A 22,863-nucleotide genomic window follows, 5' to 3' on the forward strand; every position below is an offset into this window, starting at 1 on the left:
CATGGACATGGTACTTGACCTGCTCGCGACCGTTTCCCGCTGGAGCCGCGGCCATCTCTCCGAGATTTCGCTGGCGTTCGTCGGTTGCCTGCTGGTGCTGTTCGGCACCGACATCAAGGCCTGGGCCGAACAGCGCCTGGGCAGCGTGGCGGGCGCCCTGCGGGTGCCGGCCATGGCCCTGCTGGTGATGATCGGCAGCGGTGCCGCGCTGATCTACGCGACGCCCTGGGTGATGAAGGGGTTGAGCCAGTTCAACAACTACGCGTTGGCGCCAGTGTTGTTGGTGGTGTTGGCGTTGGTGGGGATCGTGGCGGATCGGCGGGGTTGAGGGGCTTGGGTTGACACTCTGATATACCTGTAGGGCTGCGAAGCGCTCTTTGCACAACTACCGAGCAGTATTTTCAGCATGCGGCTGCGGACATGGGCAGGCTTGGCCGGCCATCGCGGCTGAAGCCGCTTGTGTCTTCAAAGCAGCTAAATTCGAAGGTGAGAGGAGTGAGCGGCAGCTGTAACGCCGGGGTGCCCTGGAGCACGTGTAGGAGCCAAGCTGTCGCCCACTCTTCTCACTCTGGCCTTAAGCTCGAACAGTTGACTGAGTCCGACCTCGAACAACAAGCGGGAGCTAAGCCAGAGTGATCTCTCACTTCTGAGCCTAGAGAATTTATTCATGTCTGCCTATGCCGGAATCGATGTTTCTAAAGCGACGTTGCAGATTGCCCTGCATCCCCAAGCCGATGATCTCTCTGTAGCCAACACGCCTGAAGGGCTGGCGAGTGCCATGGATTACTTCAAAGCGCACGACGTCCATCGCGTGCTTGTGGAAGCCACAGGCGGTTATGAGAAGTTGGCGGTGAGGTTGCTGGCGGGTGCTGGCTTCAAAGTTCAGCGCGTCAATCCTGTACGTGCCCGCTCGTATGCGCTTTCAATGAACAAGCGCGCCAAGACTGACAAAATCGATGCTCGTATCCTGGCACGGTTCGCTGCCAACCTTGACGAAGAGCCCTGCTGCCAGCCCGACGCAGACCGCGAGGAGTTGACCCAGCTGGTCAATCAGCGCGAAAGCCTGGTCCAGCAACGCGACGACAATCGACGCCGGATCAAACAGGCCGACTCGGCGTTCGTGCAGCAGACCTACAAGACGCTTGAGGTGCAGCTGCAGATGCTGATCAAGTCCTGCAATAAACAGATCGCTCAGCAGACGCAAAAGATAAATGCTCAACTGCTGGAGCAATTGAAAGTGATCAAAGGGATAGGTCCCGTCACGATTGCCAGCCTGTTCTGTTACTTGCCCGAATTAGGCGATCTGAACCGCAAACAGGTAGGTGCCTTGGTCGGAGTTGCGCCTTACAACAACGACAGTGGCACCAAGAGTGGTAAGCGCAGCATTTACGGCGGCAGGGCGAAATTACGACGGGCAGCGTACATGAGCGTACTGGTGATGGTGCGCCATAACCCGGACTTCAAAGCGCGCTATGAACGACTGTGTAACCGTGGCAAAGCAAAGAAGGTAGCGTTGGTGGCGTGCATGAGAGTCTTGTTGGTGAGGCTCAACGCAATGGTCAGGGATGGTACGCCGTGGCGAGATCAGCCTGTGTGACGGCGCCTGTTCAGGGCGTTTTCAAGATGAAAACGCCTGGAACATGACCGCTGATCGGTGGCAGGTGAAAGACAGTTGGCTCCTACAGTGTAAGCAGGCGCAACTGCAATTGCTGCAAGAGCAGTTTTAGCCGCAGCCGCACTGCGGGAGCAGTCTTAGCCGCGAACTGTGGAAGCGGCTTTAGCCGCAATTGAACTGTAGGAGCGGCCGGTTCGGCGCTCCGATCAGCCGCGATGGGGCGCGAAGCGGCCCCGGATCGGCCACCTCGCAATCACATCAGGCCAGCTTCTCGAACTTCAAATCCCACACCCCATGCCCCAACCGCTCGCCGCGGCGTTCGAACTTGGTGATCGGGCGTTCTTCCGGGCGCGGCACGTAGGCACCGTCGGTCGCCTGGTTGCGATAGCCGGGCGCGGCGCTCATCACTTCGAGCATGTACTCGGCGTAGGGCTGCCAGTCGGTGGCCATGTGGAACACACCACCGGGCTTCAACTTGCTGCGCACCAGTTCGGCGAATTCCAGCTGCACGATGCGGCGCTTGTGGTGGCGCGCTTTGTGCCATGGATCGGGGAAAAACAGCATCAGACGGTCGAGGCTGTCGTCGGCCACGCAGCGGTTGAGCACTTCGATGGCGTCGCAGTCGTAGACCCGCAGGTTTTTCAGGCCTTCGGTGAGCACGCCGTTGAGCAGCGCGCCCACGCCCGGACGGTGCACTTCGACGCCGATGAAGTCCTGCTCCGGCGCGGCGGCGGCCATCTCCAACAAGGAGTGGCCCATGCCGAAACCGATCTCCAGGGTGCGCGGCGCGCTGCGGCCGAACACCTGGTCGTAGTCCACCGGCGCATCGGCCAGCGGCAGGATGAACTGCGGGCCGCCGATGTCGAGGCCGCGTTGCTGGCCTTCGGTCATGCGCCCGGCGCGCATCACGAAACTCTTGATGCGGCGGTGCGGGCGTTGTTCGCCGTCGGCGGGGATCGGCGTTTCTTGCGATTCAGTCATCAGGGGCTCTTACTTGATCAGACCATCCAGCGGCGACGAGGCGCTGGCATAGAGTTTTTTCGGCATGCGCCCGGCGAGGTAGGCCAGACGCCCGGCGACGATGGCGTGCTTCATGGCTTCGGCCATCACCACCGGCTGTTGCGCGTGGGCGATGGCCGAGTTCATCAGCACCGCTTCGCAGCCCATTTCCATGGCGATGGTGGCGTCCGAGGCGGTGCCCACACCGGCGTCGACCAGTACGGGCACTTTGGATTCTTCGAGGATGATCTGCAGGTTGTAGGGGTTGCAGATACCCAGGCCGGTACCGATCAGACCGGCCAGCGGCATGACGGCGATGCAGCCGGCTTCGGCCAGCTGGCGGGCGATGATCGGGTCATCGCTGGTGTAGACCATCACGTCGAAACCGTCCTTGACCAGCACTTCGGCGGCTTTGAGGGTTTCGATCACGTTGGGGAACAGGGTCTTCTGGTCGGCCAGCACTTCGAGCTTGACCAGGTTGTGGCCGTCGAGCAGCTCGCGGGCCAGGCGGCAAGTGCGCACGGCCTCGACCGCGTCATAGCAACCGGCGGTGTTCGGCAGGATGGTGTAGCGATCCGGCGGCAGCACGTCGAGCAGATTCGGCTCGCCAGGGTTCTGACCGATGTTGGTGCGGCGCACGGCAACGGTGACGATCTCGGCGCCCGAGGCTTCGATGGCCTGGCGGGTTTCGTCCAGGTCGCGGTATTTGCCGGTGCCCACCAGCAGGCGCGAGGCGAAGGTACGGCCAGCCAGGGTGAAGGGCTTGTCAGTGCGAACGTTGCTCATCGGGACTCCTCGGGTAAAGGTTGCGGGACGTGCGAAGGCGGCGCAGGTTGCGGTTAGCCGCCGCCGATGGCGTGGACCACCTCGACCTGATCGCCTTCGACGAGCAGCGTGCCATCGTGCTGGCTGCGCGGCACGATGTCCTGGTTCAGCTCCACCGCGACGCGGCGCCCGGCCAGCTCGAGCCGGGCCAGCAAGGCCGCCACGCTTTCGCCACTGGGCAATTCGTAAGGTTCACCGTTCAGTTGAATGCGCATGCGCACGGCCACCGTTGTGCTTTGGGGGCCCGCATTCTAGCCCCTGACGGGGTTTTTACCCAAGCCTGATGGGTCGCATTCGGCCCAATGGCGAGCGCTCGGTCAGCCCAGGCGCCAGGCTGCCAGGCCCAGGCACAGCCAACCGGCCAGCAAGCATGCGCCGCCGATGGGGGTGACGATCCCCAGCTTGCCGATGCCGCTCAGGGTCAGCGCGTAGAGGCTGCCGGAGAACAGCACGATGCCCAGCGCGAACAACCCACCGGCCCAGCCTACAAGGCGGCCGGGCAGATGCACGGCGAGCGCGGCCAGGGCGAGCAAGGCCAGGGCATGCACCAACTGGTAGGTGACCCCGGTGTGGAAGATGGCCAGGTACTCGGCGCTCAAGCGATTCTTCAGACCATGGGCGGCGAAGGCGCCCAAGGCGACGCCGGTGAAGCCGAAGAAGGCGGCGAGCATGAGGAAGCTGCGAAGCATGGGACGACTCCTGCGAAGGGGCCTGTATAATGGCCGCTTCCCTCGGTCGGGCCAAGCCATCCTCATGTTGTCATCGTTCCTCCGCCGCTTCGCGCGGGTCCTGCTGTGGTGTGCCGTCGGCAGCGTATTGCTGGTACTGGTGTTTCGCTGGGTGCCGCCACCGGGCACGGCGCTGATGGTCGAGCGCAAGGTGCAGTCGTGGTTCGGTGGCGAGGCCATCGACCTGCAGCGCGACTGGCAGCCCTGGGATGCGATTTCGGACAACCTGAAAGTGGCGGTCATCGCCGGCGAAGACCAGAAGTTCGCCAGCCACTGGGGTTTCGACGTATCGGCCATCCAGGCCGCCATCAGCCACAACGAGCGCGGCGGCAGCGTGCGCGGCGCCAGTACCCTGACTCAGCAGGTGGCCAAGAACCTGTTCCTCTGGCCGGGCCGTAGCTGGCTGCGCAAGGGCCTGGAGGCTTGGTTCACCGGCTGGATGGAGCTGTTGTGGTCCAAGGAGCGCATCCTCGAGGTGTATCTCAACAGCGCCGAATGGGGGCCAGGCGTGTTCGGCGCCCAGGCGGCGGCGCGTTACCATTTCGGCGTCGATGCCAGCCGCTTGACCCGTCAACAGGCGGCACAGCTGGCGGCGGTGTTGCCCAGCCCGATCCGCTGGAGCGCCGGCCGCCCCAGCGCCTATGTGGCGGGCCGTGCCAGTTGGATCAATCGGCAGATGAGCCAATTGGGCGGTGACGAGTACCTCAAGCGTCTGGAGTCGGGCGAGCGCTTCTAGGCATTGCCCGAAGAGCGCCGATGCAAAGCCCAGGCTGATCGAAAACGGGCGAGGCAAATGCCCGCTGGCTTCGTGCACCGCATGGACGAGCATCAGGATCTTTCAGACCAGTGCCTGGTCATTGCTTTGGAGACCAAGCGCCCAGGCCCTGGAACCACCCATACACGAAAAAGCCGCGGCCCTTGCGGGCAGCGGCTTTTTTGCGAGCGTGGAGCGTAGATCAGGCGGCGATCAAAGCCTTGACCTTGTTCATCGCGTTCTTTTCCAACTGGCGGATACGCTCTGCCGAGACGCTGTACTTGTCGGCCAACTCGTGCAGCGTGGCCTTTTCCTCGGCCAGCCAACGCTGGTAGAGGATGTCGCGGCTACGGTCGTCCAGGCCGCTGAGCGCCTGGTGCAGGTTGCTCGACGCGTTGTCGCTCCAGTCGGCGTCTTCCATCTGACGGGCCGGGTCGTAGCGGTGGTCTTCCAGGTAATGCGCGGGCGACTGGAAGGCGCTGTCGTCGTCGGCCTCGGCGGCCGGATCGAAGGCCATGTCGTGACCGCTCAGACGGCTTTCCATCTCGCGCACTTCGCGCGGTTCCACGCCCAGGCTTTCGGCGACGCGGTGCACCTCGTCGTTGTTCAGCCACGCCAAGCGCTTCTTCTGGCTGCGCAGGTTGAAGAACAACTTGCGCTGCGCCTTGGTGGTCGCCACTTTGACGATGCGCCAGTTGCGCAGGATGAACTCGTGGATCTCGGCCTTGATCCAGTGCACGGCGAACGAGACCAGACGCACACCCATTTCCGGGTTGAAACGCTTGACCGCCTTCATCAGGCCGACGTTGCCTTCCTGGATGAGGTCGGCCTGGGCCAAGCCGTAACCGGCATAGCTGCGGGCGATATGGACAACGAAACGCAGGTGGGCCATCACCATCTGGCGGGCGGCCTCGACATCCTGTTGGTAATAGAGACGCTCGCCCAGATCACGCTCCTGCTCGACCGTCAGCAGCGGGATGCTGTTGACCGTGTGCACATAGGCTTCCAGGTTTGCACCCGGTACCAAGGCATACGCAGGTTGCAACGATGTGGTCATTCAAGAACCTCCAGCTTTCGAAATTGTGCCTCGTGAGCACTGCCAACATTGACCCTGAAACCCAGGGTCGAGTTCCAAGATGAACAAAATGCAACGTTGGCGATTGTTACTACGATGATGGCGACTAACGTGGCGCCAGCTCGTTCAAATGGCGAGCCACGGCGATCCACGCACCGATATACCCCAACAGTACAGCACCGATCAAGAGCGAGAGTCCATCCGACCCTGGCACACCTGCGAGGCCGAAATCGCTGCCATACAAGCCGGACAGCCCTACCACGGCCTCGTTGAGCCAATTCAGGCCGAACGCCAGGATGCCCCATGCCAGCAGGCCGGCACTCAGGCCGTACAGCGCGCCCATGTACAGGAAGGGCCGGCGCACGTAGCTGTCGGTACCGCCCACCAGCTTGATCACCTCGATCTCGGTGCGGCGGTTCTCGATATGTAGACGAATAGTGTTACCAATTACTAACAACAAAGCCGAAATCAGCATGACCGCCATGCCGAACACGAAGCGGTCGCCCAGCTTGAGGATGGCTGCCAGACGCTCCACCCAAAGCAGGTCGAGCTGCGCCACCTCGACCCGTGGCAGCTCCGCGAGGCGCTGGCGCAAGGCTTCTAGGGTCGGCTTGTCGACCTCCTCCGGGGTCACCACCACCACGCCGGGCAAGGGGTTTTCCGGCAGTTCGCGGATCGCCTCGCCCAGGCCCGACTGGTGTTTGAATTCTTCCAGCGCCTGGTCGCGGCTGACGTACTGTGCCTGGGCCACGCCCGGCATGTCGGCGATCTGCTCGCGCAGGGCCTCGCCATCCGCGCTGCTGGCATCCATTTTCAGGTACAGGGAAATCTGCGCCGCGCGCTGCCAGGAACCGCCGAGCACTTCGACGTTCTTGAGCAACAGCGACAGGCCCATGGGCATGCTCAACGCCACCGCCATCACCAGGCAGGTGAAGAAACTGCCGATCGGCTGCTTGGCCAGGCGGCGCAAGCTGTCGGCCAGGCTCGCACGGTGGCTTTCGCCCCAGGCGCGCATGAGGGTGCGCAGGTCCGGGCCGTCGTCGTCGTGCTGACCGGGTTTCTTCTTCGGCGGCTCGGCACCCTTGGGCGCGACGCGTTCGGACACTTTACGCGTGGATGTGCTGCTCATTGGCCGGCCTCCCCGTCGCCGATCAGTCGGCCGCGTTGCAGGGTCAGCATGCGGTGGCGCATGCGTGCGATCAGGGCCAGGTCGTGACTGGCGATCAGCACCGTAGTACCGAGGCGATTGATGTCTTCGAACACGCCCATGATCTCCGCCGCCAAACGCGGGTCGAGGTTACCGGTGGGTTCGTCGGCCAGCAGCAGCGCGGGCTGGTGCACGATGGCGCGGGCAATGCCGACACGTTGCTGCTGACCGGTGGACAGGTCGGCCGGAAACAGCTCGCCCTTGTCGGACAACGACACGCGTTCCAGCGCCGAGTCGACGCGCTTGGCGATCTCCGGCTTGGACAGGCCGAGGATCTGCAGCGGCAAGGCGATGTTGTTGAACACGGTACGGTCGAACAGCAGCTGGTGGTTCTGGAACACCACGCCGATCTGCCGACGCAGGAACGGAATCTGAGCGTTGCTGATCTGCCCCAGGTCCTGTCCGGCCAGCAGCAGCTTGCCGCTGGTGGGCCGCTCCATCGCCAGCAACAGGCGCAGCAAGGTGCTCTTGCCGGCGCCGGAGTGGCCGGTGACGAACAGGAATTCGCCCCGGCGCGCCCGGAAACTCAACTCGTGCAGGCCGATGTGGCCGTTGGGGTAGCGCTTGGCGACCTGTTCGAAGCGAATCATGGAACGTCCCGTTCGGCGAACAGCGCCTTGACGAAGGGTTCGGCCTCGAAGGTGCGCAGATCGTCGATGCCTTCGCCGACACCGATGAAGCGGATCGGCAGGTTGAATTGCTTGGCCAGCGCGAAGATCACCCCGCCTTTGGCGGTGCCATCGAGCTTGGTCAGGGCCAGGCCGGTCAGCTCCACGCTCTGGTGGAAGTACTTGGCTTGGCTGATGGCGTTCTGCCCGGTACCGGCGTCGAGCACCAGCAGCACCTCATGGGGCGCGTCGGCGTCGAGCTTGCCGATGACCCGACGGACCTTCTTCAGCTCTTCCATCAGGTTGTCTTTGGTGTGCAGCCGGCCGGCGGTGTCGGCGATCAACACGTCGGCGCCGCGGGCCTTGGCCGCCTGCACGGCGTCGAAGATCACCGACGCGGAGTCTGCGCCGGTGTGCTGGGCGATCACCGGGATGTGGTTGCGTTCGCCCCATACCTGCAACTGCTCGACCGCAGCGGCGCGGAAGGTGTCGCCGGCCGCCAGCATGACCTTCTTGCCTTCGAGCTGCAGCTTCTTGGCCAGCTTGCCGATGGTGGTGGTCTTGCCAGCGCCGTTCACGCCGACCACCAGAATCACATAGGGCTTGCTTTGCGAGGTCACGGTCAGCGGTTGCTCGACCGGGCGCAGCATGGCGGCCAGTTCCTCTTGCAGCGACTTGTACAGGGCGTCGGCGTCGGTCAGCTGCTTGCGGGCGACCTTCTGCGTGAGGTTGCGCACGATCACCGAGGTGGCTTCGACCCCGACGTCGGCGGTGAGCAGACGGGTTTCGATCTCTTCGAGCAGGTCGTCGTCGATGACCTTCTTGCCCAGGAACAGGCTGGCCATGCCTTCGCCGATGCTGGCGCTGGTCTTGGTCAGGCCTTGCTTGAGGCGGGCGAAGAAGCCGGGTTTGGCGGGCTCGGCGGCAGGGGTTTGCGACGCCTGAACGGGCGGCTCGACCGGGAGCGCGGCTTCGGAGGGCGCAGGCGTCGGAGCGGGAGTTGTCGCAGGCACTGGAGTTGGAGCCGGTGCAGGCGTCGGCGCAGGCGCTGGGGTAGGTGCCGGTGCTGGCGTCGGCGCAGGCGCTGGGGTCGGTGCCGGTGCTGGCGTCGGCGCAGGCGCTGGGGTCGGTGCCGGTGCTGGCGTCGGCGCAGGCGCTGGGGTCGGTGCCGGTGCTGGCGTCGGCGCAGGCGCTGGCGTCGGTGCGAGTGAAGGCGTTTCTTCACGCTCCGGAATCGCAGGCGGCGGAGCAGGCTGCAAGTCCGGCACCAGGGCCACCGGCTCTTCGGCCACCGGCAGCACCAGGTGGTTGGCAGGCGCCTCGACGCCTGGGGCGACCGCCGGCTCCGGCACGACCGGCGCCTGCTCGGCCTCGACCGCTACCGCTTCGGCGGCTGGCGGCTCGACGACACTGGGTTCGTCGGCGGCAGGTGCCTGCGGCTTCTTGCGAAACCAGCTGAACAGGCCTTTCTTCTGACCAGCCTCGGCCGGCGCTTTCTTGTCGTCGTTGGAACCAAACATGGAGACGGCTATCTCAAGGCAGCGATGCGCCAGCAGTGGCGCATCAGGAATTCAATAGACGCAGAACAGACTATCTTCGATCCGACTGGTTCATGCGCAACGTTTTGTCTTAAGGGCCCGCAGGCCAGAACGGCGACAGGCATGGTCGCCAGGCGACCGGATCAGTATCCTAGCACCTCCAGGCCCGCCGACGCTAAACCCAAGCGGGCCGCCGAACAGGTTGAACCCCCTATGAATGCTCTAGCCCGCCGCGCTGCCGGCCTGCTGCTCGGCACCCTTTGCCTGCCGCTCGCCGCCGTGGCCGCCGACACCCAGGCCACCCACGAATTCACCCTCGACAACGGCCTGAAAGTGGTCGTGCGTGAAGACCACCGCGCGCCCGTGGTGGTCTCGCAGATCTGGTACAAGGTCGGCTCCAGTTACGAGACCCCAGGCCAGACCGGCCTGTCCCACGCCCTCGAGCACATGATGTTCAAGGGCAGCGCCAAGGTCGGCCCTGGCGAAGGTTCGCGCATCCTGCGCGACCTCGGCGCCGAAGAGAACGCTTTCACCAGCGACGATTACACCGCGTATTACCAGGTTCTGGCCCGCGACCGCCTGCCGGTGGCGTTCGAGCTCGAAGCCGACCGCATGTCCAGCCTGCGCCTGCCGGCCAACGAGTTCGCCAAGGAAATCGAAGTCATCAAGGAAGAGCGTCGCCTGCGCACCGACGACAAGCCCAACGCCAAGGCCTTCGAGCTGTTCAGTGCCATGGCCTACCCCGCCAGCGGCTACCACACCCCGACCATCGGCTGGATGGCAGACCTGGAACGCATGAAGGTCGAAGAGCTGCGCCACTGGTACGAATCCTGGTACGCGCCGAACAACGCCACCCTGGTGGTGGTCGGCGACGTCACCGTCGATGAGGTCAAGACCCTGTCGCAGAAATACTTCGGCGCCATTCCCAAGCGCGTCGTGCCGCCGGCCAAGCTGCCGCTGGAACTGGCCGCACCCGGCCAACGCCAACTCACCGTGCATGTCGCCACGCAACTGCCGAGCCTGATCTACGGTTTCAACGTGCCGGGCCTGGCCACCGCCGAAGACGCCCGCAGCGTGCACGCCCTGCGCCTGATCTCGGCCTTGCTCGACGGCGGTTACAGCGCACGCCTGCCGTCGCGTCTGGAGCGCGGCCAGGAACTGGTGGCCGGCGCGTCGACCGGCTACGACGCCTTCACCCGCGGCGACAGCCTGTTCCTCATCTCGGCCACGCCCAACGTGCAGAAGCACAAGACCCTCGCCGACGTCGAAAAGGGCCTGTGGGCACAGCTCGACGACCTCAAGAACAACCCGCCCAGCGCCAAGGAACTCGAGCGCGTGCGCGCCCAGGTGATCGCCAGCCTGGTCTACGACCGCGACTCGATCAGCAGCCAGGCCACCACCATCGGCCAGCTGGAAACGGTCGGCCTGTCCTGGAAACTCATCGACAGCGAACTCCAAGCCCTCGAGCGCGTGACGCCCAAGGACATCCAGGACGCCGCCCGCACCTATTTCACCCGCGAACGCCTGAGCGTTGCCCATGTACTGCCCGAGGAGTCCGCTCATGAGTGATCGTCGCGCACCGCGCCAGACCTCGATCGGCGCCGGCCTGATGGCCCTGGCCTTGACGCTGTCCGCCGTGCTGGCCAATCCGGCCCAGGCCGCCGACAGCGCCCAGCCCGCCCAACCCACGCTGCAATCGCTCGCCGAGCTCGACGGCAAGGCGCCCAGCGGCCGCAAACTGAACGTGCAGGACTGGAAAACCGCCGAAGGCGCGCGCGTGCTGTTCGTCGAAGCCCGCGAGCTGCCGATGTTCGACCTGCGCGTGACCTTCGCCGCCGGCAGCAGCCAGGACGCCGGTACTCAGGGCCTGGCGGCGCTGACCAACGCCATGCTCAACGAAGGCGTGAAAGGCAAGGACGTCACCGCCATCGCCGAAGGCTTCGAAGACCTCGGCGCCGACTTCAGCGGCGGTTCGTACCGCGACATGGCCGTAGCCAGCCTGCGCAGCCTGAGCGCCAGCGACAAGCGCACCCCGGCCCTGGCGCTGTTCGCCGACGTGGTAGGCAAGCCGACCTTCCCGGAAGAATCGCTCAAGCGGGTCAAGAACCAGCTCCTGGCCAGCTTCGAGTACGAAAAGCAGAACCCTGCCCGCATCGCCGGCAAGGCCCTGTCCAGCAAGCTCTACGGCAGCCACCCCTACGGCACGCCCAGCGAAGGCACGGCCGAAAGCATCCCCGGCATCACCCAGGCGCAGTTGCGTGAATTCCACGCCAAGGCCTACGCCGCAGGCAATGCCGTGATCGCCCTGGTCGGCGACCTCAGCCGCAGCGAGGCCGAAGCCATCGCCGCCCAGGTCTCGGCCAACCTGCCCAAAGGCCCGGCGCTGCCGGCCCCGGCCCAGCCTAGCGAGCCGAAGGCGAGCGTGCAGCACATCGATTTCCCGTCCAAGCAGACCCACCTGATGCTCGCCGAGCTGGGCATCGACCGTAAGGACCCGGATTGGGCCGCACTGTCGATGGGCAACCAGATCTTCGGCGGCGGCGCCTTCGGCACCCGCCTGATGAGCGAAGTGCGGGAGAAACGCGGCCTGACCTACGGCGTGTATTCCTCCTTCACTCCAATGCAGGTGCGCGGCCCGTTCACCATCGACCTGCAGACCCGCGCCGAACTCAGCGAAGGCACGCTCAAGCTGGTGCAGGACCTGCTCGGCGACTACCTCAAGACCGGCCCGACACAGAAAGAGCTCGACGACGCCAAGCGTGAACTGGCCGGCAGCTTCCCGCTGTCCACCGCCAGCAACGCCAGCATCGTCGGCCAATTGGGCGCGATCGGCTTTTACAACCTGCCCCTCACCTGGCTGGAAGACTTCATGCAGCAGTCCCAGGCCCTCACCGTCGAGCAGGTCAAGGCGGCCATGAACAAGCACTTGTCGGCCGACAAGCTGGTGATCGTCACCATCGGGCCGAAAGTGCCGCAGAAACCCCTGCCCCCGCCCACCGAGAAACCTGCCGACCAGCCACTGGGCGTACCGGAGCATTGATGGCACGAAACACTCCCCCCTCCAGACAGGCCAGCGCCAGCAAAGGCTCGGGTCAGCTACGCATCATCGCCGGCGAGTGGCGTAGCCGGCGCCTCGCCGTGCCCGACGGCGAGGGCCTGCGCCCTACTCCCGACCGGGTGCGCGAGACCTTGTTCAACTGGTTGGCGCCGCATATCGAAGGCGCCCGCGTGCTGGACGCCTTCACCGGCAGCGGTGCGCTGGTGCTCGAAGCGCTGTCGCGCGGCGCCGAAGACGCGGTGGCTCTGGACAGCAACCCCGCCGCCATCGCCAACCTCAAGGACAACCTCGAACTGCTGCGCTGCCCACGTGGGCAGATCCTGCAAACCGATGCCCTGCGCTACCTGCAAGGCCCGGCCAAGCAACAGTTCGACGTGGTGTTCCTCGACCCGCCGTTCCATCAGGACCTGCTGGCCAATACCTGCGAACTGCTGGAAAGCCAGCAGTGGTTGCGCGCACAAGCCTGGATCTACACCGAGAGCGAGGCCGCGCCATCCACCCTGCAGATGCCGGCCAGCTGGCGCCTGCACCGCGAGAAGAAGACCGGCCAGGTGCACTACGCGCTTTGGCAACGCGGCTAAGCCCTGCGGAGCTGGAGCGCGTGCTCAACCTGCGCGCCGTACCGCTACTGCTCCAGGCAGCACGCAACGACCAGCGTGCGGCCTGGCTGGTCGAGCATGGCCAGTTGGGCTTACCTGCCGATCACCTGGCCGAGCACCTCAAGCGGCTGGCCGCCGTAACGCCGCAACAGGTCGCACCCGCGCTACGGCGCTGGATCGACACCCGAAGCATGATTTTTTCAGCTTCGGCCCGCAGGTAGCGCAACAGCGACTGCCGTACCCTGACGACGCATAGCAGCACGCAAGGGCGGTGTTTCGTGGCAAGCTGCGCAGGCTTATCCGGAGCCTTTCGACATGCCCACCTGCACCGCCCCCTTTCGCCCTGCCACCGGCCTGACCAACCCGCACCTGCAAACCCTCTGGGGCCCGCTGTGGCGCAAGCTCGCGCCGCTCCCGCGGGAGCGCGAGCGGCTGTGGCTGGCCGATGGCGACTTCATCGATCTCGATTGGCATGGCCCGCACCAGGCCGAAGCGCCGCTGGTGCTAGTGCTGCACGGCCTGACCGGCTCGTCCGACTCGCCTTATGTCAAAGGGCTGCAACTGGCGCTCAGCGGTCAGGGCTGGGCCAGCGTGGCGGTGAACTGGCGCGGTTGCTCGGGCGAGCCGAACCTGCTGTCGCGCAGCTACCACTCCGGCGCCAGCGAAGACCTGGCCGAAATCATCGCCCTGCTGCGCGCCAAGCGCCCGCTGGCGCCGCTGTATGCGGTCGGGTATTCGCTGGGTGGCAACGTGCTGCTCAAGTACCTGGGCGAAAGCGGTACGGCCAGCCAGTTGCAGGCCGCCGTGGCGGTGTCGGTGCCGTTTCGCCTCGACCAGTGCGCCGACCGCATGGGCCAGGGATTTTCCAAGGTGTACCAAGCGCACTTCATGCGCGAGATGCTCGCCTATGTGCAGAACAAGCAGCGCCACCTGCGCGCCAGTGGCCACCACGAAGCGGTACAGACCCTCGACGGCTTGGGTTCGCTGCGCAACCTCAAGACCTTCTGGGAGTTCGACGGCAAGGTCACCGCGCCGCTCAACGGCTTTCGCGACGTACACGACTATTACCGCCGCGCTTCAAGCGGCTTCTATCTCGCGGAAAACCGCACACCGACCTTGATCATCCAGTCCAGCGACGACCCTTTCGTGTTCACCCACAGCCTGCCCGATGTCCAAACGCTGCCGCCGCTGACGCAGTTCGAACTGCATCGGCGCGGCGGGCATGTGGGCTTCGTCGAGGGCAGTGTGCGCAAGCCCGGCTACTACCTGGAGCGGCGTATTCCGCAATGGCTGCTGGAAACGTTCGAGCACCCGCCCCGGTAAGCCCTCGGGTCAATCGCCCGTGGCGATGGCGCGCTGCGGATCGGTGATCCATTCGCTCCAGGAACCGGGGTATAAGCGCCCCAGCGGATAGCCGGCCAGGGCCAGGGCGAACAGGTTGTGACAGGCCGACACCCCGGAGCCGCAATAGGCCACCAACTGCTCAGCCGGACGCTGTCCCAGGGCGCTCGCGAAGCGTGCCCGCAGCTGCTCCACAGGCAGGAAGCGCCCCTCGGCGTCGAGGTTGTCGTTGAAGGCCTGGCACTGGGCGCCGGGAATGTGCCCGGCGACCGGGTCGATGGGCTCGACCTCGCCGCGGAAGCGCGGCAACGCACGGGCGTCGATCAGGGTCAGGTCAGAGCTGTGCAGGCGTTTGAGCAGGTGCCTGGCATCGATCACCAGACCAGGGTCGGCGTCGCCAACGAACGTACCCTCGCGTTTGACCGGCGGGTCGAGGCTCAGCGGCAGGTGCGCGGCATGCCAGGCCTTCAGGCCGCCATCGAGCAGCGCCACGCCGTCGCGCTTGCCCAGCCAGGCCAGCAACCACCAGGCCCGCGCCGCGAACAGCCCTGGCCCGTCGTCGTACAGCACCACTTCGCTGTCGGCGTCGATGCCCCACTCCCTCAGCCGGGCCGACAACCGCGCCGGATCGGGCAGCGGATGGCGCCCGGTACGGCCCTTGCTCACCGGCCCGCTCAAGTCGCGCTCGAGGTCGGCGAACTGCGCGCCGGCGATATGCCCTTCGGCGTAGCTGCGCTGCCCGTAGTCGGCATCGTCCAAGGCAAAACGGCAGTCGAGGATCACCACCTCCGGCGTCTCCAGACGCTCGGCCAACTGCTGCGGGGTGATCAATTGCGCAAGCGGCATGACTAACTCCTTATCGATGACGGGATGGACGTGGGCCGTTGTCATCTTACGGTCATCCGACGGGCCCTGGGTATCCGCGCGCAGCCCCGATGCGCATCTGTCCGACCTGCGCGCGCGAGCGCGATCCGGCCGGCCGACGCGCTGGCAGGCGATGACGGCATGGTCGAGGGTGACCACGTTGGTCCACGCGACTTGGCCGGGCGCAGTCGCTGCGCTACCATCCGACTCCCTAACGCACTCCTGCCAGGATCAAGCGATGAACCGAGTGTTGTACCCGGGTACTTTCGACCCGATTACCAAGGGCCATGGCGATCTGGTCGAGCGCGCTTCACGGCTGTTCGATCACGTGATCATTGCCGTGGCGGCCAGTCCGAAGAAAAACCCGCTGTTCCCGCTGGAGCAACGCGTGGCGCTGGCCCAGGAGGTGACCGGCCACTTGCCCAACGTCACCGTGCTCGGTTTCTCCACGTTGCTGGCGGCGTTCGCCAAGGAACAGGGCGCCAACGTGCTGCTGCGCGGGCTGCGCGCCGTGTCGGACTTCGAGTACGAATTCCAGCTGGCGAACATGAACCGGCAACTGGCCCCGGACGTGGAAAGCCTGTTTCTCACGCCCTCCGAGCGCTATTCGTTCATCTCCTCGACGCTGGTTCGGGAGATCGCCGCGCTGGGCGGCGACATCACCAAGTTCGTGCACCCGGCGGTGGCCGACGCGCTGACCGAGCGCTTCAAGCGCTGACCGGCCGCGCCGCTCGACGCGCCCGCGTGCACTGCGGGCGCGAATACGGCACAATTGCGCCCTTGCTCAGTTAGCTACAGGTCCGGGCGCGCTGCCCCCGGTCGGAGTCCCCATGTCCCTGATCATCACCGACGATTGCATCAACTGCGACGTCTGCGAACCCGAGTGCCCGAACGCGGCGATCTCCCAAGGCGAAGAGATCTACGTGATCGATCCCAACCTGTGCACCCAGTGCGTGGGCCATTACGACGAGCCACAGTGCCAGCAGGTCTGCCCGGTCGACTGCATCCCTTTGGATGAAGCCCACCCGGAAACCGAAGAACAGCTGATGGCCAAGTACCGCCAGATCACCGGCAAGGCCTAGGCCGCGCCGGCACCGAGCTCAGCGCTGGCAGCGCAGGCAGTACACGCTCGCACGCTGCCCCAGCTTGACCTCGCGCAGGGTCGTACCGCAGACCTTGCACAATTGGCCGCCGCGTCCGTAGACGAACAGCTCCTGCTGGAAGTATCCCGGCTGGCCGTCGCCGCCGATGAAATCGCGCAAGGTGGTGCCGCCGCGCTCGATGGCGGCAGCCAGGATACGCTTGATCTCTTCCGACAGCCTCAAGTAGCGCGCCCGGGAAATCCCGCCTGCTTCGCGCCGCGGGTCGATGCCCGCCGCGAACAGCGCCTCGCTCGCATAGATGTTGCCAACCCCCACTACCACCGCGTTGTCCATGATGAACGGCTTGACCGCCATCGAACGGCCGCGCGAGAGCTGGAACAGCCGCTCGCCATCGAAGAGGTCGGTCAACGGCTCCGGTCCCAGGCGCAGCAGCAGCTCGTGGTTGTGCGGGTCGAGGCTCCAGAGCATGGCGCCGAAACGGCGCGGGTCGGTGTAGCGCAGGATCAGTCCCGACTCCAACTCGATGTCGACATGCTCGTGCTTACCCACCGGCGAGCCGCCCTCGACCAACCGCAGGTTGCCCGACATGCCCAGATGGCTGATCAGGGTGCCGACCTCGGCGTTGATCAACAGGTATTTGGCGCGCCGCTGTACGGTGACGATGCGCTGCCCGGACAACCGTGTGTCCAGGTCTTCGGGAATCGGCCAACGCAGGCGGCGGTCGCGCACCACCACTCGGCTGACGCGCTGGCCTTCGAGAAATGGCGCTATCCCGCGCCGGGTGGTTTCGACTTCTGGCAGTTCCGGCATGAATCAGTGCCCGCTCGACTCTCGGAGATTCTGTTTGAGGCTGTCGAAGTCGTACTCCGACAGCCCGATGTAGTCCAGCACCAGCGGCGCGATGGCGTTCCATTCATGGTCGACGGTCTGGTTGCCCAGCACGCGATACGAAGCGCAGATGTGTTCGGCCATCTTGAGCACCGCCAGCAGATTCTTCAACTGCGGCTGCGCATTGTGCGACGACTCGTCGCTGAACACCGCCAGGGCATTGTGGTGGTTGGCGATGGCCATGCTCAGGTGCTCAGGCAGACGCCAGGAACGTGCAGTGTAGTAGCCGACCACCGAATGGTTGGTGTTGAGCGCACGGTTTTCCGTATCGACTACGCGCCACCCCTCGTTGGCCTCGGCATAGGCCTCGACCAGCACGTCCATGTAGTTGGGGAAGCGCTTGAGCATCAGCGGCACGCCGCAGTCGTGGAACAGCCCCAGGGCATAGGCTTCGTCCACCGCCTGGATGCCGGTGCGCTTGGCCAGGGTCAGGCAGGTATTGGCCACGTCCTGGGCGGTGTCCCAGAAACGGTTGAGGATGACGATGGTTTCGTCACTCATCTCGCCCTTGATCGACTGCGCGTTGATCAGGTTGATGATCGAACGGCTGCCGAGCAGGTTCACCGCTTTCTGGATCGAGCCGATCTTGTTGCTCAAGCCGAATTGCGTGGAGTTGACCAGTTTGAGCAAGGCCCCGGAAAGCCCCGGATCCTGAGCGATCAGACGAGCGATGGTGCCCAGGTCCGGGTCCGGCATGTATTGCTCGAACTGCAGGTCGACCAGAATCTGCGGCTGCGGGGGAATGCTGATGCCTTGCAAGGCTTGCTGGATCTGCTCTGGAGTGAGTTCAGGAGGCATGTGGATGTACTCGGAAGGATCCGTCGATTCTACCTGTAGGCAAAGCAATCGTTGAGTGCAACTTCACTGGATTAACCATTTGTCACGGCCCGGCCTCGGGGCAGCACCTCGCCCGGCCGACAGGCTATACTCCCGCTCTTTTTTCCCGGAGCGACGTCATGTCCCTGCCCAGCCTTCGCCTCAAAGCCAACGCCGACCGCCGCCTGCGCGCCGGCCACCTGTGGGTCTACAGCAACGAGATCGACGTTGCCGCCACCCCGCTGCAAGGCCTGAGCGCCGGCCAGCAGGCCATTCTCGAAACGGCCAGCGGCAAGCCTCTGGGCGTGGTCGCGGTAAGCCCCAACAACCTCATCTGCGCCCGCCTGCTGTCGCGCGACGCCAAGCTGGCGCTGGACAAATCGCTGCTGGTGCACCGCCTCAACGTGGCGCTGTCGTTGCGCGAGCGGCTGTTCGACAAGCCCTGCTACCGCTTGGTGTATGGCGATTCCGACTTGCTCCCAGGCCTGGTGGTGGATCGCTTCTTCGACATCCTCGTGGTGCAACTGGCCTCGGCGACCATGGAAGCGCACAAGGACGACGTGATCGCCGCACTGGTACAAGTGCTCAAGCCCAGCGGCATCCTGTTCAAGAACGACTCGGCCGCACGCGACGCCGAAGGCCTGCAGCGCTACGTCGAGACCGTCTACGGCGAAGTGCCGGACTGGGTCGCCCTGGAAGAGAACGGCGTCAAGTTCGAAGCCCCGGTACGTGAAGGGCAGAAGACCGGCTGGTTCTACGACCACCGCATGAACCGCGCGCGCCTGGCGCCCTACGTCGCCGGCAAGCGCGTGCTCGACCTGTTCAGCTACATCGGCGGCTGGGGCGTGCAGGCCGGCGTATTCGGCGCCAGCGAAGTGTTCTGCGTCGATGCTTCGGGCTTCGCCCTGGACGGTGTGGAGCGCAACGCGGCTCTGAACGGCATCGGCGAGAAGCTGACCTGCATCGAAGGCGACGTGTTCGAAGCCCTCAAGGAACTGAAGGCTGCCGAAGAGCGCTTCGACGTGATCGTCGCCGACCCGCCCGCCTTCATCAAACGCAAGAAAGACCTGAAAAACGGTGAAGGCGCCTACCGCCGCCTGAACGAGCAGGCCATGCGCTTGCTGAACAAGGACGGCATCCTGGTCAGCGCCTCGTGCTCGATGCACCTGCCCGAAGACGACCTCAACGGCATCCTGCTGACCAGCGCCCGCCACCTGGACCGCAACCTGCAACTGCTCGAGCGTGGCGGCCAAGGGCCGGACCATCCGGTGCACCCGGCGATTCCGGAGACGCGTTACATCAAGAGCATCACTTGCCGGTTGTTGCCCAACGGCTAAGCGGCGCCAGTTGCAGGCTCACCCACGGCCTGACGCCGCTTGCGGTCCCCGAACAGTGGTCGCAAGCGGCCGGCTGTTTCAGATCTCCAGAACCTGCGACGCAATACCGAAATACACCAAGACCCCCACCGCATCGGCGATCGACGTGACCAGCGGGCCACTCGCGGTGGCAGGGTCGAGCTTGAGCCGGCTGAGCAGGAACGGCAGGCTCATGCCGATCAGGCTGCCCATCAATACGATCACCAACATGCTGCTGGCGACGATCACTGCGATGTCCGCGCCGCCGCGCAGTATGCCGAGCCCGGCGACCGCTACGGCCATGGTGCCGCCCAAGGCCAAGGCGACGCCACACTCACGCTTGAGCAAGTTCAGCCAGTCGCGCAACACCACTTCACCCGTCGCCAGAGCACGGACCATCAAGGTAGCGGACTGCGCCCCCGCGTTGCCGCCGCTGTCGACCAGCAGCGGCAGGAAGAACACCAGCGCAATGTGCGCTGCGATGGTGTCTTCGAAGGCCGCGATTCCGGCGCCGGAAAACAGGTTGCCGAAGACCAGCAGAACCAGCCACAGCACGCGCTTGCGATAGAGCAGGCCGAGGGTGGCGTCCTTCAGGTTGCCGATGTGGGTGGTGATCGACGCGCCCTTGTGGAAGTCTTCGGTAGCGGCATCGACCACCACGTCCATCGCCTCGTCGCAAGTGATGATGCCTACCAGGCGCCCGGCTTCGTCGATGACCGGCACGGCCAGCAGATCGTGCGTGCGAATCAATCGCGCCACCTCCTCCTGCGCCGTGGACACGCACACGCTGAGTACCTTGCGCGTCATGATCCGTTCCACAGGGCAGTTCGGCGCAGCCAGGATCAACTCGCGTAGGGACACGGTGCCGAGCAGGTTGCGTCCGCTGTCCAGAACATAGGATTGATAGATGGTTTCGGCATCGGCGGCCTCGCGGCGCAACATATCGATGGCCTGGCTGGCATGCAGGCCATGGTCGAGGCTCGAATACTGGCTGGTCATGAGGGCGCCGGCCGTGCCTTCGCGATAGCGACCGAGTTGCAGGAATTGGTCGCGACGGGCCTGGGCGGCCTGACGCAGATGGTCCGGGGAAGTGCTGGTGTGAAGATCGTTTTGCATGAGAGTCTCCAGGCGCCGTCCAGGCACCTGCGGACCTCACCCTGACGGGCTCAAGCCTGAGGTAGCCCTGGCGACGGCGCGCTCAGTGCCAGATGACAGATTCCGGGGGAACTGAAACTGGGAAGGTCCATTGGGGTGTTTCTCGTGGAGCCGCACATGCGGCGCGGCAATCATAGGGAGGGGCATACACGAAGTCAGCCCCGAGCTCGCCAATCCGGATATTTTCGGAAGCGTCCTACATAGCCTTCGAATCGTGACCGGCGCAGCACCTCGCCAAGCCACAGCGTCCGGACGTCCAACTCGCCATGCCTTCCCTGCCCTGGCGGTGTAGAATCGGGCCTATTCATCGCCAGTCATCCCCGGCGGGTTTATGAGCTCTGGTCGAGCACGCGGCGATCCCGTGCTGTCGTCGACTTCATCCGTGCCAACGGCAACCGACTTTCGGCGCAATGGACAAGAGAAGCTCACTTCCCCTTCACGTGACCTGATCAAGCCGCCAGGAGTGCTTCATGCCTGATTATCGTTCCAAGACTTCCACCCACGGCCGCAACATGGCCGGCGCCCGTGCCCTGTGGCGCGCCACCGGCATGAAAGACGACGACTTCAAGAAACCGATCATCGCCATCGCCAACTCCTTCACCCAGTTCGTTCCGGGGCATGTGCATCTCAAAGACATGGGTCAGTTGGTCGCCCGCGAAATCGAGCGCGCCGGTGGCGTGGCCAAGGAATTCAACACCATCGCGGTCGACGATGGCATCGCCATGGGCCACGACGGCATGCTCTATTCGCTGCCCAGCCGCGAGATCATCGCCGATGCAGTGGAATACATGGTCAACGCGCACTGCGCCGACGCCATCGTCTGCATCTCCAACTGCGACAAGATCACCCCCGGCATGCTCATGGCCGCACTGCGCCTGAACATCCCGGTGATCTTCGTTTCCGGTGGCCCGATGGAAGCCGGCAAGACCAAGCTGGCCAGCCATGGCCTGGACCTGGTCGACGCCATGGTCATCGCCGCCGACTCCACCGCGTCCGACGAAAAGGTCGCCGAGTACGAGCGTAGCGCCTGCCCGACCTGCGGTTCCTGCTCGGGCATGTTCACCGCCAACTCGATGAACTGCCTGACCGAAGCCCTGGGCCTGGCCCTGCCCGGCAACGGCTCGACCCTGGCGACCCACTCCGACCGCGAGCAGCTGTTCCTCACCGCCGGGCGCACCATCGTGCAACTGTGCAAGCGCTACTACGGCGAGAACGACGAGTCGGTCCTGCCGCGCAGCATCGCCAACTTCAAGGCGTTCGAGAACGCCATGATGCTCGACATCGCCATGGGCGGCTCGACCAACACCATCCTGCACCTGCTGGCCGCGGCCCAGGAAGGCGAAGTCGAGTTCGACCTGCGCGACATCGATCGTCTGTCGCGCAAGGTGCCGCAGCTGTGCAAGGTGGCGCCGAACATCCAGAAGTACCACATGGAGGACGTGCACCGTGCCGGCGGCATCTTCAGCATCCTCGGCTCGCTGGCCCGTGGCGGCCTGCTGCACACCGACCTGCCGACCGTGCATAGCCTGAGCATGGCCGACGCCATCGCCCAATGGGACATCACCCAGACCGACGACGAGGCCGTGCATACCTTCTTCAGGGCAGGCCCGGCGGGCATCCCGACGCAAACCGCGTTCAGCCAGTCGACCCGTTGGGACACGCTGGACGACGACCGCCAGAACGGTTGCATCCGCAGCTTCGAGCACGCCTATTCCCAGGAAGGCGGTCTGGCCGTGCTGTACGGCAACATCGCTCAGGACGGCTGTGTGGTGAAGACCGCCGGTGTCGACGAATCGATCCACGTGTTCGAAGGCAACGCGAAGATCTTCGAGAGCCAGGACAGCGCCGTGCGCGGCATCCTCAACGACGAAGTGCAGGCCGGTGACATCGTCATCATCCGCTACGAAGGCCCGAAAGGCGGCCCGGGCATGCAGGAAATGCTCTACCCGACCTCGTACCTGAAGTCCAAAGGCCTGGGCAAAGCCTGTGCCCTGCTCACCGACGGCCGCTTCTCGGGCGGCACCTCGGGCCTGTCCATCGGCCATGCTTCGCCGGAAGCGGCAGCGGGTGGTGCGATCGGCCTGGTGCGCGATGGCGACAAGGTGCTGATCGACATCCCCAACCGCTCGATCAACCTGTTGGTCAGCGACGAAGAGCTGTCGCACCGCCGCATCGAACAGGACAAGAAAGGCTGGAAGCCGGTGGAAGTGCGGCCGCGTAAAGTGACCACGGCGCTCAAGGCCTACGCCCTGCTGGCGACCAGCGCCGACAAGGGCGCGGTGCGCAACAAGGCGATGCTCGACGGGCTGTGAGGCTTGGCGGGCATGCAAGAAAA

The 22,863-nt window shown here is 64.8% G+C and carries 24 protein-coding genes; 12 read left to right on the top strand and 12 right to left on the bottom strand.

Annotation, left to right across the window (positions count from 1 at the left end; genetic code table 11):
• The first annotated feature begins 1 nt into the window (after position 1).
• Both AA0Z93_RS05950 and AA0Z93_RS05955 read left to right on the top strand, forming a co-directional pair.
• Positions 2-328, top strand: a complete 327-nt coding sequence (locus AA0Z93_RS05950) for a DUF3392 domain-containing protein (protein WP_413045968.1) — start codon at positions 2-4, stop codon at positions 326-328.
• A 339-nt stretch (positions 329-667) separates the two neighbouring features.
• Positions 668-1,597 (top strand): IS110 family transposase, encoded by a 930-nt coding sequence (locus AA0Z93_RS05955; protein WP_413045967.1) that lies wholly within the window; start codon positions 668-670, stop codon positions 1,595-1,597.
• A gap of 276 nt (positions 1,598-1,873) precedes the next feature.
• Here the strand turns inward: AA0Z93_RS05955 and trmB are convergent, their stop codons facing one another.
• The 4 genes from trmB to AA0Z93_RS05975 all read right to left on the bottom strand — a co-directional run bounded on the left by trmB (position 1,874) and on the right by AA0Z93_RS05975 (position 4,128).
• Positions 1,874-2,596 carry a tRNA (guanosine(46)-N7)-methyltransferase TrmB gene (gene trmB, locus AA0Z93_RS05960; RefSeq protein ID WP_413045966.1) on the bottom strand — a complete coding sequence of 241 codons (723 nt, stop codon included), beginning with the start codon at positions 2,594-2,596 and terminating at the stop codon, positions 1,874-1,876.
• A gap of 9 nt (positions 2,597-2,605) precedes the next feature.
• On the bottom strand, positions 2,606-3,400 hold the full coding sequence (locus AA0Z93_RS05965) for a thiazole synthase (protein ID WP_413045965.1): 795 nt from the start codon (positions 3,398-3,400) through the stop codon (positions 2,606-2,608).
• A 53-nt stretch (positions 3,401-3,453) separates the two neighbouring features.
• Complete coding sequence (thiS, locus tag AA0Z93_RS05970) at positions 3,454-3,654, bottom strand: sulfur carrier protein ThiS (RefSeq protein WP_413045964.1); 201 nt, start codon at positions 3,652-3,654, stop codon at positions 3,454-3,456.
• Positions 3,655-3,756: 102 nt separating this feature from the next.
• A complete protein-coding gene (locus AA0Z93_RS05975; RefSeq protein ID WP_413045963.1) occupies positions 3,757-4,128 on the bottom strand; it encodes a DUF423 domain-containing protein in 372 nt (123 codons plus the stop codon).
• 64 nt (positions 4,129-4,192) lie between these two features.
• Between AA0Z93_RS05975 and mtgA the strand changes: the two genes are divergently transcribed.
• On the top strand, positions 4,193-4,903 hold the full coding sequence (mtgA, locus tag AA0Z93_RS05980; RefSeq protein WP_413045962.1) for a monofunctional biosynthetic peptidoglycan transglycosylase: 711 nt from the start codon (positions 4,193-4,195) through the stop codon (positions 4,901-4,903).
• 220 nt (positions 4,904-5,123) lie between these two features.
• Here mtgA and rpoH read toward each other — a convergent pair whose 3' ends face one another.
• From rpoH to ftsY, 4 genes are all read right to left on the bottom strand, one after another.
• Positions 5,124-5,978, bottom strand: coding sequence for an RNA polymerase sigma factor RpoH (gene rpoH, locus AA0Z93_RS05985; RefSeq protein ID WP_296266521.1), 855 nt, complete (start codon positions 5,976-5,978; stop codon positions 5,124-5,126).
• 124 nt (positions 5,979-6,102) lie between these two features.
• Entirely contained in the window at positions 6,103-7,125 is a 1,023-nt protein-coding gene (ftsX, locus tag AA0Z93_RS05990; RefSeq protein ID WP_413045961.1) for a permease-like cell division protein FtsX, read from the bottom strand.
• Positions 7,122-7,793 (bottom strand): cell division ATP-binding protein FtsE, encoded by a 672-nt coding sequence (ftsE, locus tag AA0Z93_RS05995; RefSeq protein WP_296266523.1) that lies wholly within the window; start codon positions 7,791-7,793, stop codon positions 7,122-7,124. Before ftsE ends, ftsX begins: the two co-directional genes overlap by 4 nt.
• Positions 7,790-9,331 (bottom strand): signal recognition particle-docking protein FtsY, encoded by a 1,542-nt coding sequence (ftsY, locus tag AA0Z93_RS06000; RefSeq protein WP_413045960.1) that lies wholly within the window; start codon positions 9,329-9,331, stop codon positions 7,790-7,792. The genes ftsE and ftsY overlap by 4 nt, the downstream gene beginning before the upstream one ends.
• A 231-nt stretch (positions 9,332-9,562) precedes the next feature.
• Here ftsY and AA0Z93_RS06005 point away from each other — a divergent pair, with 231 nt between their 5' ends.
• The 5 genes from AA0Z93_RS06005 to AA0Z93_RS06025 all read left to right on the top strand — a co-directional run bounded on the left by AA0Z93_RS06005 (position 9,563) and on the right by AA0Z93_RS06025 (position 14,329).
• Positions 9,563-10,918, top strand: a complete 1,356-nt coding sequence (locus tag AA0Z93_RS06005) for a M16 family metallopeptidase (RefSeq protein WP_413045959.1) — start codon at positions 9,563-9,565, stop codon at positions 10,916-10,918.
• Positions 10,911-12,389 (top strand): M16 family metallopeptidase, encoded by a 1,479-nt coding sequence (locus AA0Z93_RS06010; protein WP_413045958.1) that lies wholly within the window; start codon positions 10,911-10,913, stop codon positions 12,387-12,389. The genes AA0Z93_RS06005 and AA0Z93_RS06010 overlap by 8 nt, the downstream gene beginning before the upstream one ends.
• Positions 12,389-12,988: a 16S rRNA (guanine(966)-N(2))-methyltransferase RsmD gene (rsmD, locus tag AA0Z93_RS06015; protein ID WP_413045957.1), complete on the top strand. Its 600-nt coding sequence runs from the start codon at positions 12,389-12,391 to the stop codon at positions 12,986-12,988. The genes AA0Z93_RS06010 and rsmD overlap by 1 nt, the downstream gene beginning before the upstream one ends.
• Positions 12,989-13,008: 20 nt before the next feature.
• The gene (locus tag AA0Z93_RS06020) at positions 13,009-13,227 is read left to right on the top strand and encodes a hypothetical protein (RefSeq protein ID WP_413045956.1); all 219 of its coding nucleotides are present in this window, start codon (positions 13,009-13,011) and stop codon (positions 13,225-13,227) included.
• 94 nt (positions 13,228-13,321) lie between these two features.
• Positions 13,322-14,329 carry a hydrolase gene (locus tag AA0Z93_RS06025; protein WP_413045955.1) on the top strand — a complete coding sequence of 336 codons (1,008 nt, stop codon included), beginning with the start codon at positions 13,322-13,324 and terminating at the stop codon, positions 14,327-14,329.
• 9 nt (positions 14,330-14,338) lie between these two features.
• Here AA0Z93_RS06025 and AA0Z93_RS06030 read toward each other — a convergent pair whose 3' ends face one another.
• Positions 14,339-15,193, bottom strand: a complete 855-nt coding sequence (locus AA0Z93_RS06030; protein WP_413045954.1) for a sulfurtransferase — start codon at positions 15,191-15,193, stop codon at positions 14,339-14,341.
• 256 nt (positions 15,194-15,449) lie between these two features.
• On the opposite strand from AA0Z93_RS06030, the gene coaD reads away from it, so the two are divergent.
• Both coaD and AA0Z93_RS06040 read left to right on the top strand, forming a co-directional pair.
• The gene (gene coaD, locus AA0Z93_RS06035) at positions 15,450-15,929 is read left to right on the top strand and encodes a pantetheine-phosphate adenylyltransferase (RefSeq protein WP_296266534.1); all 480 of its coding nucleotides are present in this window, start codon (positions 15,450-15,452) and stop codon (positions 15,927-15,929) included.
• A gap of 112 nt (positions 15,930-16,041) precedes the next feature.
• Positions 16,042-16,293: a YfhL family 4Fe-4S dicluster ferredoxin gene (locus AA0Z93_RS06040; RefSeq protein WP_020295838.1), complete on the top strand. Its 252-nt coding sequence runs from the start codon at positions 16,042-16,044 to the stop codon at positions 16,291-16,293.
• 18 nt (positions 16,294-16,311) lie between these two features.
• On the opposite strand, the gene mutM is transcribed toward AA0Z93_RS06040, so the two are convergent.
• Positions 16,312-17,124: a bifunctional DNA-formamidopyrimidine glycosylase/DNA-(apurinic or apyrimidinic site) lyase gene (mutM, locus tag AA0Z93_RS06045; RefSeq protein ID WP_413045953.1), complete on the bottom strand. Its 813-nt coding sequence runs from the start codon at positions 17,122-17,124 to the stop codon at positions 16,312-16,314.
• 3 nt (positions 17,125-17,127) lie between these two features.
• Complete coding sequence (locus tag AA0Z93_RS06050; protein ID WP_413048341.1) at positions 17,128-17,946, bottom strand: HDOD domain-containing protein; 819 nt, start codon at positions 17,944-17,946, stop codon at positions 17,128-17,130.
• Between the two features lie 212 nt (positions 17,947-18,158).
• On the opposite strand from AA0Z93_RS06050, the gene AA0Z93_RS06055 reads away from it, so the two are divergent.
• A complete protein-coding gene (locus tag AA0Z93_RS06055) occupies positions 18,159-19,355 on the top strand; it encodes a class I SAM-dependent rRNA methyltransferase (RefSeq protein ID WP_413045952.1) in 1,197 nt (398 codons plus the stop codon).
• A gap of 78 nt (positions 19,356-19,433) precedes the next feature.
• Here the strand turns inward: AA0Z93_RS06055 and mgtE are convergent, their stop codons facing one another.
• Entirely contained in the window at positions 19,434-20,489 is a 1,056-nt protein-coding gene (gene mgtE, locus AA0Z93_RS06060) for a magnesium transporter (RefSeq protein ID WP_413045951.1), read from the bottom strand.
• Between the two features lie 509 nt (positions 20,490-20,998).
• Here mgtE and ilvD point away from each other — a divergent pair.
• A complete protein-coding gene (gene ilvD, locus AA0Z93_RS06065; RefSeq protein WP_413045950.1) occupies positions 20,999-22,840 on the top strand; it encodes a dihydroxy-acid dehydratase in 1,842 nt (613 codons plus the stop codon).
• Positions 22,841-22,863 lie beyond the last annotated feature (23 nt).

The sequence above is a fragment of the Pseudomonas phoenicis genome, assembly GCF_047302395.1.
Lineage (GTDB): Bacteria > Pseudomonadota > Gammaproteobacteria > Pseudomonadales > Pseudomonadaceae > Aquipseudomonas.